This window comes from Streptomyces hyderabadensis (assembly GCF_020404845.1).
GTDB classification, from domain to species: domain Bacteria; phylum Actinomycetota; class Actinomycetes; order Streptomycetales; family Streptomycetaceae; genus Streptomyces; species Streptomyces hyderabadensis.
Window position 1 is genome coordinate 36,390 of sequence record NZ_JAIOJZ010000044.1, and the last position, 13,969, is coordinate 50,358.

Consider the following 13,969-nt stretch of genomic DNA (forward strand, 5'->3'; position numbering starts at 1 on the left):
GGTCGCGTTCATGGGGGGTACAGGCTCGACCCCCCTCGCGCCGCGGCCGGCGGCTACGATCGACGACATGGACCAGCAGCCCGGAAACCGCGCCGAGATCCGGGACTTCCTCGTCGGCCGACGCGCCAGGATCACCCCGGCGCAGGCCGGACTGCCGACCAGCGCCCGGCGCCGAGTCGCCGGGCTGCGGCGCGAGGAGGTCGCCGTCCTCGCCGGTGTCAGCACGGAGTGGTACACGCGGCTGGAGAAGGGCCACATCGGCGGTGTGTCCGACGACGTCCTCGACGCGGTCGCCCGCGCCCTGCGACTGGACGAGGACGAACGCACCCACCTGTTCGACCTGGCCCGGGCGGCGCGGCCCGCGAGACGCACGCCGTCGCGTCGCCGGGACGTCGAGGTCCCGCCCAGGATCCAGTGGCTGCTCGACTCCATGACGATGTCCTCGGCGTTCGTACGCAACGGCCGGACGGACATCGTCGCCGGCAATCCCCTGGCCCGGGCCCTGCTCGCGCCGATGTTCGACAGCGCCACCACCGACCGGCGCGGCCGTCCGAATCTCGCCCGCTACATCTTCCTCGACCCCGGCGCACCCGACTTCTTCGTCGACTGGGAGGCCGCCGGCGTCGCCACCGCCGCCCTGCTGCGCGCCGAGGTCGGACGCGAGCCCCGGGACCGGGCACTGCGCGAACTCGTCGGCGAGCTGTCCACCCTGAGCCCGGAGTTCCGCGGTCAGTGGGCCGCGCACGACGTCCTGATGCGCCACGACGGCGTCAAACGGCTCCGGCACCCCGAGGCCGGCCACCTGGAACTGACCTTCCAGTCCCTCGACCTCCCCCTGCCGGGCCGAGCCGTGCACGACCTGGTCGTCTACACGGCCGAACCCGGCACCGCGTCCGAGGACCGGCTCCGACTCCTCGCCGTCTCGGCGGCCACGGACTCCCGGACCGACGGCGCGTTCGCGTAGCGGCCGACGAACTCGCGGATCTCCCGGGCGACGAGTTGGGGAGACTCGTACGGGGCGAGATGCCCCGCGTCGGACAGGAAGACCAGCCGGCCCCCGGGCATCGCACGGACGTCGGCGATCAACTTGTCCTGCGGCGCGATGGTGTCCCTGCCGCCGACGACGTAGCACGCCGGCACGGCCATCCCGGACAGCTCCCCGGACATGCTCGTATAGGCACCCCCGCCGCTTCCGAGCCAGCTGTGCCAGAACTGCTCGGTGACAGCAGTCGTCATCGTGCGCACGACGTCGGTGGTCCTGCTCGGGTCGAGCGACATGGCCCCGACCGCCTCCGTGATGGCCTCGACGTCACGGAACGACGCGGCGAACCGCTCGATGACTGGATCGCCCGCCTCGGTTCCGCCCGCGTTCCAGGGCATGAACGCCATGACGGCGAACACCTGGCCGGGCCGGTCGAGAGCGATCCGCACGCCGAGCGCACCACCGAAGGAGAGACCGACGAGGGCGAAGCGTTCCAGACCCAGCTCGTCGCAGGCGTCGGTCACGGTGCCGGCGATCCGTCCGAGGCTCGAACCGTCGGCAGGCGCACGGAGCGAGCCCGCGTGGCCAGGCAGGTCCATCAGAACGAGGCGGTAGCCGTCGAGCAGCGGTGCCGTCCCGGACCAGCAGGTGAGCGAGCACCCGAGTCCGGGCAGCAGAACGATCGAGTCCGGCCCGCTGCCCCGCACCTCGTAGTGGATACCGTTGGTCGTCCTGGGCATGAGATCCCTCCCGTGTGTCACGTGATCCGTTGTGTCGTCGGCCGCCGCCGAGCGGGTCATGCCGCTACACCAGCGACAGGCTCGTACGCAGTGAGGCGAGCAGACCCACCACCTCGGAGGGTTCGGCAGCGGTGCCGAAGACGTAGAAGTCCGGGCGCACCAGCACGGCCACGACGCCGGACTTCCTGAGCCAGTCGCTCAGCGCCGTGCCCTCTTCCCGCACCCCCTGGGCGCCGACCACCACGGACCGCAGCCCGATCAGGCGCTCGAGGTGCGAGACGGCCGCGGTCGTCGCCGCGTCCGGTTCGACCACGGTGAACAGCGTGAATCCGCGGCCGAGTACGTCGTCGGACCGCTCGGCCCGCCCACCGCTGGTACGCAGAAGGGGTTGTACGGCCAGGCGACCGGCCAGCGGTTGCCCGTCCCGGAAGCCCGCGCCGACAGGCGGCTCGAACGGGGGCGGAAGCTCGGTCGCCGACCGCATCTCCTCGCGACGTCGCGCGGCCCGGACGGGGTCCGTCTCGCAGACGACGGCCCCTACCCGCATCGACTCCTCGATGTACTCGACGACCTGCGGCCTCCTCGAGAGCGTGTACAGGTCCAGCAGCTCCGGGTCCGCGGCGCCGGCCAGCACGAGATCGAGCATCCAGCCGAGGGTCGCGGCGTCCCGGACACCGGAACTCATGCCCTGTCCGAGGAAGGGCGGCATGACATGGGCGGAGTCCCCGGCAAGCAGCACGGACCGGTGGCGGAACGTGTCGGCCACGACGGAGCGGAACCGGTAGACGGTCTGCCGGATCACCTCCCCCTCGTGCGGGCCGATCCAGGGCCCGAGCAACTCCCGGACGCGTTCCGGTTTCACCATCTCGGCGGGATCGTCGCCCTCGACGAGCATGAACTCCCAGCGGAAGTACCGCTGCGCCACCCGGCCCATGTGGTTCGGCCTCGCGGGGTCGAGGACCTGCCCCGTGTCCGGGATGTCCAGGGCCCGGGCGCCGGGCCGGGGACGGACGTCGACGACCAGCCAGTCGCCCCGGAAACCGAGATCCTTCGCCGGAATGCCGCAGAGCGTGCGTACCCTGCTGTTGGCGCCGTCCGCCCCGACCACATAGCGAGCGGTGACGACGCCGCCGTCCGCCAACGTGACCACCACGTGGTCGGCCTCCTGGCGCAGGTCGACCAGCTCCGCACCGAACCGGACGTCCACGGTGGCCGCCTTGCGGACTGCCGCGTCCAGGGCGTCCTCGAGTTCGGGCTGGTAGAAGTGGTACGACGCGTCCCAGCCGGAGGGGGCCGTCCCTCCCCTGGGCAGACGGGAGATCACGCTCCCGTCGGGATCGAGGAATTCATACACACGCGCCGGTTCGGCGATGCGGCGCACGTCGTCGGCAATGCCCAAGGACTGGAAGACGCGCATGATCTCGTGGTCGAAGTGTCCCGCCCGCGGCGTCTCGTAGCGCCCGACCCGCCGTTCGCACACCACGACGCGGTGTCCTGATGCCCCCAGCAGCGCGGCCAGGGTCTGACCGACCGGGCCGTACCCGACGATGACGACATCCGCATCCACGGCGTGCGGCGTGGTCGTGGTCGTGGACGTGGACCTGCGGGATTCATCGGGAAGCTTCATGTGTCCCAACCCTTCGCTTGCGCCGATGCGTGTGCATGCCGGAGATCACCTCAGGTGGCGTCGATGTCCAGTACGATCCGGCCGCGACCGCGGCCCTGCGCGTGGAGCAGCCGCCAGGCGTCGGCGGCCTGCTCCAGCGGGAAGGCCCGGTGCACCGGGACGGACAGCCTCCCGGACTCGGCGAGCCCGGCCACCTCCGTCAGCTCGTCGGCATTCGCGCGTGCCCACACCAATTGGCCGCCCTGTTCGGGCGCGGTGACGTCGGCCACGGAGGCGACCCGTGCGGGATCCTTCAGGACCTTCCGCGAGACGGCCACCGCCTCGCCGCCGAAGAAGTCGAGCGCCGCGTCGACGCCCTCGGGCGCCAGCTCGCGCACCCGGTCGGCCAGCCCGGGTCCGTAGGTGATCGGTGTGGCGCCGAGTCCCCGCAGGTAGTCGTGGTTGCGCTGGCTTGCGGTGCCGATGACGCGGGCACCCCGGTCGGCCGCGATCTGCACGCCGAGCGTGCCGACCCCACCGGCGGCACCGTGGATCAGGACGGTGTCGCCCGCGCCGACGCCGATGCGTTCGACGGCCTGGTAGGCCGTCAGCCCGTTCAGCGGCAGACACGCGGCATGCAGCCAGTCCCAGGACTTCGGTTTGCGTGCCAGCGCGCGGACCGGGGCCGAGACCAGCTCGGCGTAGGTGCCGTTCTGCGCCCAGTCCTTGAGGACGAAGCCGATCACCTCGTCGCCGATCTCGAACTCGGTGGCGCCGAATCCACGAGCCTCGATGACGCCGGCCACCTCGAACCCCGGGATCAGCGGAAAATGGGTCACCATGATGCCGTCGAGGTTGCCCGCGGCGATCTTTTCGTCGGCCGGGTTCACCCCGGCCGCCTTGACCCGGACCAGGAATTCCCCGGGTCCGACCGCCGGCGTCGGCAGCTCGGTGAGTTCCAGGGCGTCCGCGTCGCCGTAGTGCTGGAGTGCAATCGCTTTCATGGTCTCCTCGATGATTCCGAGAGCTGTGGGGAGGGAAAGGACGTGGGATCTTCTGGATCATTCAGGGCGGAGCCGGGCACGGAACCAGTCACAGACGAACTCCGTCCGCTCGGCCGCGTGGTTGTACAGGGTGTGCTCGCCGTCGTCCCAGACCCGCAGGGCGGAACGCGCCGACAGGCCGAGGAACACCTTCTGCTGGTCGAGGCTGACCAGGGGGTCGTTGCCGCCGTGCAGCACGAGCATCGCGGCACGCGTGCGGTCGACCGCCGGGTCGAGCCACAGGGTGCGGAAGACGGCCGCGGCTTCGTCGTCGGTGCCGACGCCCAGCAGCGCCCGCGACTGTTCGCGTGCGGTCCGGAACGGCAGCGGTTCCGGCCGCGCGTCGGCCCCGTTGACGCAGCATGCGCCGAAACGGCTGTCGTGCACGGCGGCACGGGCGGCGAGTAGCCCACCGAAGCTGTTCCCCCAGACCCCGTACCGGCCGTCGTGGCCGGTACGGGCACGCACGGCGTCGAGGGCGGCGCTGAAGGCCCGGTCGACGTCTGCGTCGAGGTGCAGTCCGCCGGTCATGCGCGTCTCACCCTGGCCCGGTGCCTCGAACAGGACGGCGGACAGTCCCCGCCGGGCCAGGGCTTCGGCCTGCCGGTGGAAGGCCGGACCCCAGCCGCTCTGCCCGCCGACGACGACCACGGTGGGACCGGGGGGAGCGCCGGACCGGCTCACGAACCAGGCGGTGCACCGGCTCTGCCGGAACGGGATCGAGAGCCGCTCCACGAGCAACTGGGTGTCCAGCTCGGCCGCCGCCTGGTAGGCCCGGGTGAGCCGGGCGTAGAGCGCGCGTTTCGTCGGGTGGTCGGTGTTGAAGGCCATCTGAGCGAAGATCAGGCAGGCCGTTGCCCGGCGGTGACAGGCGACCGCGGTTTCGGCGTCACCGCGGTCGGCGGCCGCCTCCGCGCGGGTCGACTGCGCTTCGGCCAGGCGGGTCGCGACGTCGTGCCACGGTTGCGAGACGGCCGCGCCGGCCAGCTGGACGGCGTCTCCGTGGTCCATGCCGTAATCGAGCATTCGGGACATCGGCATGGCACGCAGCAACGCGGCCCGGAGCTTGGCCGGGTCCTTGGCCGACACGGGAGCGTCCATCAGCGCGTGACTCCGTCGGTGGACCGACGCCGGGTTCGCAGCGGAATGACCGGCGCCGCCTCGGTGACGGTGTTGCGCAGCTCGCCGAGACCTTCGATCGCCGCGACGACCTCGTCGCCCGGCCGCAACCACGGGTAGGTCGCCGGATCGTGCGTGCGGGACAGCTCCAGGATGCAGCCGGTGCCGCAGGTGCCGGAACCGATCACATCGCCCGGCCGGACTTCGGCGCCCCGGGAGGCGTAGGCGATCATCTCGCCGAACGACCAGTGGATGTCCGACCACAGGGCGCGGGAGTAGGGGACACCGTTGACCGTGCAGGTCATGTCGAGCCGGTGTCCGTTGCCCTCGCGGAAGTCGGCGATCTCGTCCGGGGTCACGAAGTACGGGCCGAGGCTCGTCGCGGTGTCCTTGCCCTTCACCGGTCCCAACGACAGCTTCATCTCGCGCTGCTGTACGTCCCGGCCGCTCCAGTCGTTGAGCACGCAATAGCCGGCGACGGCGCGTTCCGCGTCCCGGACGGTCAGGTCGCGGCCGCCGTGCCCCACCACCGCGGCTACCTCCAGCTCGAAGTCGAATCGCTCCGCACCCGGAGTCATCGGCACCGGTCCGCAGCCCATCACGGCGTAGGGGTTGGAGAAGTAGAAGACCGGCAGCTCGTACCAGTCCGGTTCCATCTCCAGGCCCCGCCAGGCGCGCCCTGCCCGCACATGCTGTTCGAAGGCGTAGAAGTCGCGGACGGTCGGAGGCGTCGCGATCGGCGACAGGGGAACGATGTCCGGCAGGGGCACGGCCGCACCGCGCCGCAGCGCGGTCCGTCCGGCAGCGAGCAGCTCGGCCCGGCCGGCCTCGATGAGAGGCAGCAGGTCCTGCGGACCGTCGACGACCCGGACCAGGTCACCGTCCACCACACCGACGCGTGCGGACGGACCGTCCGCGTAGCGAACGAACTTCACCGCCCGGCCTCCTCTGCCGTGTCGGCATCGGCGGCCACCGCTTGTTCGCGCGTCCAGGCGCGGTAGCTCGCCTCGGTGAAGCCCGTGGCGCCGTGGCGCTCGACCGAGGCCCGGATGGCGTCCAGCAGTTCCTCGGGATCGGTCTCGATGTCGATGTGCTCGACGAAGGGCTGCCGGGCCACCAGCCCGGTCCGCCAGTAGACCTCGCACCGGTTGCCCTCCGGATCGAAGAAGTAGACGCCGACGGCGTTGCCGTGCGAGACGATCATGTCGAGCCGGACGTTGTGCTCCCGGAAGCGCCGGTGGAAGCCGAGGACGTCCTCGAAGCGGGCACACCGGAACGACACCTGCTGGATGAGCCTGCTTCCGGGTGGCGCGTCCCGGCCCTCGGCCAGGAGCAGTTCGTGGTGTTCGGTGTCCGGCCGGGCGGACAGGAACCAGATGCCGAGCCGTTCGTCGTGGTCGGTGACCGTCAGTCCGAGTACGTCGCTGTAGAACGCCAGCTGACGACTCACGTCGTGACAGCGCAGGCCCACGTGGCCGAGTTCCGCGACGGCCGGCGGGGGAGTCGTCATGCCGCTCGCCTCCGAGTGTGTTCCGCAGAGCAGATCATGTTCTGCAAAGTAGCTCGGCCCAAGCGCCCCGTCAATGGCAATGTGTTCTGTAGGAGGGCGTGCTATCTGCTCAGCAGAACACCTTGGCCGGGGCGGTGAACCCATGGCGAGGGTGGTGACGCTCGCCGGGGCGGACTATTCTGGGTGGCGAAATGTGGTTCACTCACCAGAACAACCGTGGTGACGACGGCGAGAAGGAGGGGTCGTGGCAGTGTCGGCCGCCTACCCGGTGGAATCGATCGACAACGCGGCGCGGATCCTGCTGATGCTGGTGGACAATCCGTCGCTGCGAGTCACCGACGTGTCCGCCGAGCTGGGGGTGGCCCGATCGACCGCTCACCGGATGCTGACCACCCTGCAGGCCCGCGACCTGCTCCGCCAGGACGCCCGGACCAAGGGCTACGGACCCGGGCCCGCCCTGGCCAGGCTCGGCATCGCCGTGATGGGGGCGGTCTCCCTCCGCGACGAAGCCCGGCTCCTGCTGGAACGGCTCGTCGAGGACACCTCCGAGACAGCGCATCTGCTCGTCCTGGAAGGCACGGAGACCGTCTTCATCGAAGGCGTGGAGAGCCAACAGGTGATCCGTGCCGGGCTGCGTACCGGGCAGCGGGGCCCGGCGCACGCCTCTGCCGCGGGCAAGGCCCTGCTCGCCGAGCTGTCCCGCGAGGAGCTGCGGCGCCGCTATCCGGGCGCGCGACTGCGCGGCGGAACCGAGCGGGCGGTCGGCACCCGCCGTGCGCTCGAGGCCGAGCTGGAGAAGGTGCGGGAAGCCGGCTACGCCACCAACGTGGAGGAAAGCGAATGGGACCTCTGCGCGGTGGCCGCCCCGGTGCGGAACCGGCAGGGCGTGGCCTGCGGCGCGCTGTCCGTGTCCGGCCCGGCGAGGCGGACCGACGCCAAGCTCGCCCTCCTCGGTGACGCCGTCGTCGCCGCCGCCGCCGAACTGGGCGCGCGGCTCGGTTAGGGCCCGGACCGAGCCAGCCGCCCCGGCGCGTCACTGATCGTCAGCCGTGGTCCCACCGGGCGTCCCGGGGTTCGGCGGGGGCGATGTCCAACCCCTTCTCCGCCAGGGTGGCGGCGAGGACGCGTACCGCCTTGGGCCCGACTCCGTGCAGTGCGAGCAGGTCCGCCGCGGTACGAGTCGCGACCTGGTCGAGTGTGGTCAGTCCCGCATTGACCAGCGCACGAGTCGCGGCCCTGCCGATCCCGGTCGGCAGGTCGCTTCCCGGTGGGACGGGTGACTCCACGACGGCGGTCAAGGACGCCGCCAGACGCCGCGGCGCGCGGTGTTTCCACGCGGTCATCACCAGGGACCACAGGTGCTGGCCGTCGATGTCCGCCAAGGGCGCTTGGAACCCCACCCGTCTGCCCGCACGGACCAGCGGTTCGGCGGTCGGGCAGGCGGCCAGGGCCCGCTCGGCCTCCGCGTCGGGCAGCCGCAACCGCACCGTGCCGTCCTTGGTGACCGAGGCGAACTCCTTGCCCCGTACGGAATAGGTCGTCCTCCCGCCCGCGGTGGCCTCTTCGACCTCCTGGAAGGTCAACGCGGTCCTGCGCAACTGAGCCCGTGTCGTCATTCCACGATGTTAGGCGGCTGTCGTGCGGGCGCTCGCGGACACGGTCCGGGAAACGGCGGGCGGCAGGGCGGTCAGGCCACCCACTCCTTGAGCCGGCGCACGAGCCCGGCCGGGTCGGCGCCGATCGGGGTCACCTGGAGGTTGGTGACCCCCGACTCGCGGAAGGCTTCGATCCGCTCCCGGACGTAGGAGGCGGGGCCGACGAGGTTGACCTGTTCGAGGAGTTGGGAGGGGACCTTGGCCTCGGCCTCCTTCGTCCTGCCGTCGAGGTAGAGGTCCTGGATCTCCTCGGCCTCGGCTTCGTAGCCGTAGCCTCGGACGAGGTCGTTGAAGAAGTTGTGGCCGCGGGCACCCATGCCTCCGATGTAGAGCGCGAGGATCGGCCGCGCGACGTCGAGGGCCGCCTTCACGTCCTCGCCCACGGCGACGATGCCGCCGGCGACGACCTCCAGGGGCGCGAGGTTCCCGGGGCGCTTCGCGGTTCCCGCGGCGAGCGCGTCGCCCCACACCTCGGCGGCGCCCTCGGGGGAGTACAGGAAAGGCAGCCACCCGTCGGCGTACTCCGCCGCGCCTTCGACCGACTTCGGTCCCAGCGCGGCGACGTAGAGCGGAACCGAGGGGCGCAGCGGCTTGGTCATGATCTTCAGCGGCTCGCCGAGTCCGGTGCCCCGACCGGCCGGAAGAGGGATCTGGAAGGAGCGGCCGTTGTGGTCGACCGCCTCCCGCCGCAGGGCGGCGCGGACGATCTCGACGGTCTCCTTGGTGCGGGTGGCTGCCCGGACGAAGGGCATGCCGTGCCACCCCTCGATGATCTTCGGGTTGGAGGCGCCGAGTCCGATGACGGCGCGACCGCCGGACACGCTGTCGAGGCCGGCCGCCGTCGACGCGAGCATGGTCGGGGTGCGGGAGTAGACGTTGAGGATGGCGGCACCGATCTCCACGGTCGAGGTACGGGCCGCCAGGTACCCCATCAGGGTCGGTGAGTCGAAGCCGTACCCCTCGGCGACCCAGACGGTGTCGAGCCCGGCCGCTTCCAGTCGGACGACGTGGTCGGCGGCCTCGCGCGGGTCGGTGCCGTAGGTGAGCATGGTTGAGATCTTCATGGTCCGTTTCACGAGAAGTGCCTCACTTCGAGGTCGGGGAGTCGAAGCGCGCGCCCATGCCGATGCCGGCGCCGCCGTCGACCGGGATCACCGCGCCGGTGACGAACCGCAGGTTGGGTGACACCAGCGCGGCGACCAGGTCGGCGAACTCACGGGGCTGCCCGATGCGGCCCATGGGCACCGCGTTCCCGAGGCCGGCTCTGGACAGCTCCGGCTGCCGTGCCAGCATTCCGTCCAGCAGGGCGGTGTCGAAGAATCCGGACAGCAGCGTGTTGACGCTGATGTCCTGCCCGGCGACCTCCAGGGCGAGGGTCCTGGCGTAACCGATCACCGCCGACCACACGCCGACCGGCGCGGCCATGCCGACGGCCGGGCGCTCGACGACGCCGGAGACCACGTTGAGGATGCTGCCGCCTTCGGCGGTCATGTGCGGCAGGGTGGCGCGCACGGATCTGACGACGTAGAAGAAGTGGCGCTCGAATGCCTTGAGCCACACCTCGTCGGTGAGTTCGGCGATGCGCCGGATCGGCGGCCCCCCGTCGTTGGTGACCAGAACGTGAACGGCCGGCCCGAACCGGTCGAGGGTCGAGGCGGTGACGCGCTCGATGTCGGCGTCGGCCGAGCAGTCCGCGGCCAGCCCGAGGACCTTCTCAGCCCCGTACGCCTGGGCCAGCCGTTGCGCGGCGGCCGTGACCTTCTCCGCGCGTCGCGCGAAGATCGTGACCCGGGCGCCCTCCCGCAGAAGACGATCGGCGACCGCGTAGCCCAAGCCGTCGCTGCCGCCGCCGACGATGGCGACCTTGCCGTTCAGTCCGACGTCCATCACCGCACTCCGATCGAGGTGAGGAAGGCCTCGGCGTTGCCGGAGAACACGTCGTCGAGGACGTCGGAGGGAAAGCCCTGACCGCGCCACTCCTCGACCAGCCGCTCGTGGGTGAGCATCGGGTAGTCCGCTCCGAAGAAGACCTTCTTGCGCAGCCGCCTGGTGATCTCGCGCTTGAGTTCGTCGGGGAAGTGGCGCGGCGACCAACCGTGCAACTCCATCCACACGTTCGCCTTGTGCAGCGCGACCGCGATCATCTCCGACTGCCAGGGCCAGGCCACCCGGGCCGCGATCACGTTCAGGTCGGGGTGCCTGGCCGCGACGCGGTCGACGTACCGGGGGTGGCAGCCCTCCAGGGTGATGCCCATGCCTCCGCGGGTCCCGGCGCCGGTGGCCGACATGCCGACGTGGACCAGGACGGGGCGGCTGGCCTCGGCGCACATGTTCAGACAGGTCTCCCAAGCCGGCTGGTCCGGTGTCCCGGCCGGGGTGAACGAGTGGACCGTCAGACCGACGAGTCCCGGGCCCTCGCTCAGGCAGCGTTCGAGTTCCCTGACATGAGCCGGTTGCGTGGGGTCGATGCCGAGCCAGTTGCCCAGGACGACATCGGGGTGCCTGCGCGCGTAGTCGAAGGCGTAGTCGTGCTGGTCGCGCAGGGCACCGGCGTCCATGGTGTGGGTGAACGCGAAGTCGAGCATCACCTTGACGTTCGCACGGCGGAACTGGTCGGCCTGCTCCTCGTCGTCGACGAAGTTCATGTCCCACTTGAAGTAGCCCCGCAGGGCCTCGCGGTCCTCGGCGGTCTGGTACGGACTTCCCCTCCATCCTCGCTCCGTGCCCCAGTGGGAGTGGAAGTCGATCAGTCGGGCCGGTGGTGCGTTCATGCGGGGCGCCTTTCGTGCGTGGCTGCGCGATGGACAGCGCGGGGGTCAGTGGATGTTGCGGGCGGAGTCGGCCCAGAACGGCGCGCGCAGGCGCTTCTTGTCGACCTTCCCCACCGGGGTGGCGGGAAGTGAGTCGACGATCAGGACCTTCTTGGGCGCGTACATCGAGCCCTTGACCTGCTTCACGTGGGACTGGAGCGCGGGGACGTCGATGTCTCGCCCGGGCCGCGGGACCACGAAGGCGGTGACGATCTCCCCCCAGCGGTCGTCGGGCACGCCGATGACGGCGGCCGAACCCACCGAGGGGTGCGCCGTCAGAACGGCCTCGACCTCGCCGGCGTAGATGTTGAAACCGCCCGAGACGATCATGTCCTTCTTGCGGTCCACGATGTAGATCAGACCCTCGGCGTCCTGACGGGCGAGGTCTCCGGTGTGGAGCCATCCCCCCTTGAGAGCCGTCGCCGTCTCGTCGGGGAGGTTCTTGTAGCCCTGCATCACCCCGCGGCTGCGCATGACGATCTCGCCCACCTCGCCCAGGCGGACGTCGCGGCCGTCCTCGTCCACGAGCCTGATGCGGTTGCCGACCACCGGGCGGCCGCAGGAGGCCAGTTGCTCCAGGTTCGCGGTCTCGTGTGCCGCCTTGGGCAGGACGGTCCCGATGCCGGCCGACTCCGTCTGCCCGTATATCTGGGAGAACACCGGGCCGATTCGCTCGCGGGCCTCCGCCAGACGCACCGGCGACATCGGTCCCGTGGCGTACCAGATGACCTCCAGGCCGGAGAGGTCCCTGGTCTCCGGACGCTCGTGGTCCAACAAGGTGTAGATCATCGTCGGAACGCCGTTCACGCAGTTGATGTGCTCGGCCTCGATGACGTCGAGGAACCTGCCGGGTTCGAAACCCTGCTCGATCACGACGGTGCCGCCACGCAGCAGCGCCGGGAGCACGGCCAGCCCGGCCGCGTGCGTGAGCGGGGCCGCCGCCAGGTACCGCGGGAGGTGCGGCTGCTCGAAGTCGGCCAGGTGCGCATAGACCATCTGCACCATCGACCGATGAGGCTGCATCACGCCCTTGGGCCGGCCGGTCGTCCCCCCGGTGTACTGCAGCCAGGCGACATCCGTCTCCGTCGCCGGACCGCGGTCGAGCGACCCCGCCGCCGGGGGCTCGCCCTCGGGCGGGCCGCCCGCGGCGGGGATCACCATCAGGTGCCGCAGGGAGTCGACCTCGGCGAGGACCTGGTGGCCGTGCTCCTCCAGGGGCGCGGTCACCACCAGCACCGCGGCCTCCGCGTCCGCGCAGACGGTGATGTGGTCCGACACCGAGGCCAGGGTCTGCAGCCCCGTGAAGCGGCCGCCCAGGAGATACGTCGCGGCCTGGACGATCCACGATTCGGGCATGTTCGGACTGAGCATCGTGACCCCCACGCCGAGTCCCACGCCCCGACGGGCCAGCGCGGCCACGTACTGCGAGAGCAGGCCCCTGACGTGCGCGTAGGTGAGTCGTCGGCGGCCGGCCACGAAGGCCTCCGACGAGCTGTGCCGACTGAGCGCCTGCACGATCAGGTCACCCAGCGTGACACCGGAGGATGCCGTCGTGACCGCTGCCGGAGCCGCGGCGCCGTGAACCGGAAGGTGGTGAGACATGCCTCAAAGCCTTGCCGCCGGGCAGGCGGGCGTGCCACCGAAGTTCCGCCCGGAATTTCGGATAACCCGCCAGGCCGCCCAGGTCTGCTCAGCCGCGCGCCGCAACCGCTGTGGAGCGGTAGCGACCGGGCGTCTGGCCGACGAGATCGGTGAAGGCGCTGATGAAGCTGCCCGGGTTGGCCCAGCCGAGTCGCATCGCCGTATCGGTGACCGAGGTGCCTTGAGCGAGTTCGAGCAGCGCTCGCTGAATCCGCAGCAGCGTGCGCCACTGGTGGAAGCTCATCGACAGGTCGCCGGCGAACAGCCGGCTGAGAGTCCGCTCGCTCGAACCGGTTCGACGCCCCAGCTCCGCAAGCGTCGCCGAAAGGGCCGGATCGGCGTGCAACAGGTCGGTGACGGCCTTGAGACGGGGATCGCTCGGCTCCGGCAGCCGCAGCGGCTCCTGCGGTGCGCGGAACAGCTCCGCGCCGATCACGGCCAGCAGCAGGCGGCCACGCTCACTGGCGGCGGACTCCTGCTCGCCGCTCATCGCCAGATACGCCTCGCGCAGCAGCGCACTGGCCACGAAGACCGACGGTTCGGGCGGCAGTTGCGCGGACAGCGCGGCCGGAACCGGGAGCACGCGGACATCGGTCTCCCCGTAGGAGCGACTGCTGTGGACGTGGAAGGGCGGCACCCACGTGATGCGGTTCGCCGGCGTCACCCAGGTGCCGGACTCGGTCGTCGTGACCAGCGCCCCGGAGGCGGCGTACCGCAGCTGGCCGTAGTCGTGGAAGTGCGCGGCGATGTCCGCACCGTGCGCCAAGGGCTCGCAGACCGGCGAATCGTCGGTCCAGAACACCGCCTGCTGCGTACCCTCGGCCATCAGCAGACACCATAGCCCGGGAGCACCGACGCGGCGA

14 protein-coding genes are annotated in these 13,969 nt (G+C 70.9%); 2 read left to right on the forward strand and 12 right to left on the reverse strand.

Features of this window, described 5'->3' with window-relative positions; all coding sequences use genetic code 11:
- Positions 1–67: 67 nt before the first annotated feature.
- On the forward strand, positions 68–964 hold the full coding sequence (locus tag K7854_RS27850; RefSeq protein ID WP_226029298.1) for a helix-turn-helix transcriptional regulator: 897 nt from the start codon (positions 68–70) through the stop codon (positions 962–964).
- Here K7854_RS27850 and K7854_RS27855 read toward each other — a convergent pair.
- The 6 genes from K7854_RS27855 to K7854_RS27880 form a co-directional block, all read right to left on the reverse strand.
- On the reverse strand, positions 868–1,722 hold the full coding sequence (locus K7854_RS27855) for an alpha/beta fold hydrolase (RefSeq protein WP_226029299.1): 855 nt from the start codon (positions 1,720–1,722) through the stop codon (positions 868–870). The genes K7854_RS27850 and K7854_RS27855 overlap by 97 nt on opposite strands.
- A gap of 64 nt (positions 1,723–1,786) precedes the next feature.
- Positions 1,787–3,349 carry a bifunctional 3-(3-hydroxy-phenyl)propionate/3-hydroxycinnamic acid hydroxylase MhpA gene (mhpA, locus tag K7854_RS27860; RefSeq protein ID WP_226029300.1) on the reverse strand — a complete coding sequence of 521 codons (1,563 nt, stop codon included), beginning with the start codon at positions 3,347–3,349 and terminating at the stop codon, positions 1,787–1,789.
- A gap of 50 nt (positions 3,350–3,399) precedes the next feature.
- Positions 3,400–4,332 (reverse strand): NADP-dependent oxidoreductase, encoded by a 933-nt coding sequence (locus tag K7854_RS27865; protein ID WP_226029301.1) that lies wholly within the window; start codon positions 4,330–4,332, stop codon positions 3,400–3,402.
- Between the two features lie 57 nt (positions 4,333–4,389).
- Positions 4,390–5,472, reverse strand: coding sequence for an alpha/beta hydrolase family protein (locus K7854_RS27870; RefSeq protein ID WP_226029302.1), 1,083 nt, complete (start codon positions 5,470–5,472; stop codon positions 4,390–4,392).
- A complete protein-coding gene (locus tag K7854_RS27875) occupies positions 5,472–6,425 on the reverse strand; it encodes a fumarylacetoacetate hydrolase family protein (protein ID WP_226029303.1) in 954 nt (317 codons plus the stop codon). Before K7854_RS27875 ends, K7854_RS27870 begins: the two co-directional genes overlap by 1 nt.
- On the reverse strand, positions 6,422–7,000 hold the full coding sequence (locus tag K7854_RS27880; RefSeq protein WP_226029304.1) for a VOC family protein: 579 nt from the start codon (positions 6,998–7,000) through the stop codon (positions 6,422–6,424). Before K7854_RS27880 ends, K7854_RS27875 begins: the two co-directional genes overlap by 4 nt.
- Positions 7,001–7,244: 244 nt before the next feature.
- Between K7854_RS27880 and K7854_RS27885 the strand changes: the two genes are divergently transcribed.
- Positions 7,245–8,003, forward strand: coding sequence for an IclR family transcriptional regulator (locus K7854_RS27885; RefSeq protein ID WP_226029305.1), 759 nt, complete (start codon positions 7,245–7,247; stop codon positions 8,001–8,003).
- Positions 8,004–8,043: 40 nt separating this feature from the next.
- Here K7854_RS27885 and K7854_RS27890 read toward each other — a convergent pair whose 3' ends face one another.
- The 6 genes from K7854_RS27890 to K7854_RS27915 all read right to left on the reverse strand — a co-directional run bounded on the left by K7854_RS27890 (position 8,044) and on the right by K7854_RS27915 (position 13,932).
- The gene (locus K7854_RS27890; RefSeq protein ID WP_226029306.1) at positions 8,044–8,616 is read right to left on the reverse strand and encodes a helix-hairpin-helix domain-containing protein; all 573 of its coding nucleotides are present in this window, start codon (positions 8,614–8,616) and stop codon (positions 8,044–8,046) included.
- Between the two features lie 71 nt (positions 8,617–8,687).
- Entirely contained in the window at positions 8,688–9,719 is a 1,032-nt protein-coding gene (locus tag K7854_RS27895; RefSeq protein ID WP_226029307.1) for an LLM class F420-dependent oxidoreductase, read from the reverse strand.
- Positions 9,720–9,741: 22 nt separating this feature from the next.
- Complete coding sequence (locus K7854_RS27900) at positions 9,742–10,542, reverse strand: SDR family oxidoreductase (protein WP_226029308.1); 801 nt, start codon at positions 10,540–10,542, stop codon at positions 9,742–9,744.
- The gene (locus K7854_RS27905; protein WP_226029309.1) at positions 10,542–11,426 is read right to left on the reverse strand and encodes an amidohydrolase family protein; all 885 of its coding nucleotides are present in this window, start codon (positions 11,424–11,426) and stop codon (positions 10,542–10,544) included. Before K7854_RS27905 ends, K7854_RS27900 begins: the two co-directional genes overlap by 1 nt.
- A gap of 45 nt (positions 11,427–11,471) precedes the next feature.
- Positions 11,472–13,067 (reverse strand): AMP-binding protein, encoded by a 1,596-nt coding sequence (locus tag K7854_RS27910; RefSeq protein WP_226029310.1) that lies wholly within the window; start codon positions 13,065–13,067, stop codon positions 11,472–11,474.
- 88 nt (positions 13,068–13,155) lie between these two features.
- Positions 13,156–13,932 (reverse strand): AraC family transcriptional regulator, encoded by a 777-nt coding sequence (locus tag K7854_RS27915; RefSeq protein WP_226029311.1) that lies wholly within the window; start codon positions 13,930–13,932, stop codon positions 13,156–13,158.
- Positions 13,933–13,969 lie beyond the last annotated feature (37 nt).

What these genes read in the sequence shown, in the direction of transcription:
- K7854_RS27855 (WP_226029299.1), bottom strand. Translation starts at nt 1,722, where the DNA reads ATGCCCAGGACGACCAACGGTATCCACTACGAGGTGCGGGGCAGCGGG.
- mhpA (WP_226029300.1), bottom strand. Translation starts at nt 3,349, where the DNA reads ATGAAGCTTCCCGATGAATCCCGCAGGTCCACGTCCACGACCACGACC.
- K7854_RS27910 (WP_226029310.1), bottom strand. Translation starts at nt 13,067, where the DNA reads ATGTCTCACCACCTTCCGGTTCACGGCGCCGCGGCTCCGGCAGCGGTC.
- K7854_RS27870 (WP_226029302.1), bottom strand. Translation starts at nt 5,472, where the DNA reads ATGGACGCTCCCGTGTCGGCCAAGGACCCGGCCAAGCTCCGGGCCGCG.
- K7854_RS27915 (WP_226029311.1), bottom strand. Translation starts at nt 13,932, where the DNA reads ATGGCCGAGGGTACGCAGCAGGCGGTGTTCTGGACCGACGATTCGCCG.
- K7854_RS27850 (WP_226029298.1), top strand. Translation starts at nt 68, where the DNA reads ATGGACCAGCAGCCCGGAAACCGCGCCGAGATCCGGGACTTCCTCGTC.
- K7854_RS27865 (WP_226029301.1), bottom strand. Translation starts at nt 4,332, where the DNA reads ATGAAAGCGATTGCACTCCAGCACTACGGCGACGCGGACGCCCTGGAA.
- K7854_RS27880 (WP_226029304.1), bottom strand. Translation starts at nt 7,000, where the DNA reads ATGACGACTCCCCCGCCGGCCGTCGCGGAACTCGGCCACGTGGGCCTG.
- K7854_RS27900 (WP_226029308.1), bottom strand. Translation starts at nt 10,542, where the DNA reads ATGGACGTCGGACTGAACGGCAAGGTCGCCATCGTCGGCGGCGGCAGC.
- K7854_RS27905 (WP_226029309.1), bottom strand. Translation starts at nt 11,426, where the DNA reads ATGAACGCACCACCGGCCCGACTGATCGACTTCCACTCCCACTGGGGC.
- K7854_RS27890 (WP_226029306.1), bottom strand. Translation starts at nt 8,616, where the DNA reads ATGACGACACGGGCTCAGTTGCGCAGGACCGCGTTGACCTTCCAGGAG.
- K7854_RS27895 (WP_226029307.1), bottom strand. Translation starts at nt 9,719, where the DNA reads ATGAAGATCTCAACCATGCTCACCTACGGCACCGACCCGCGCGAGGCC.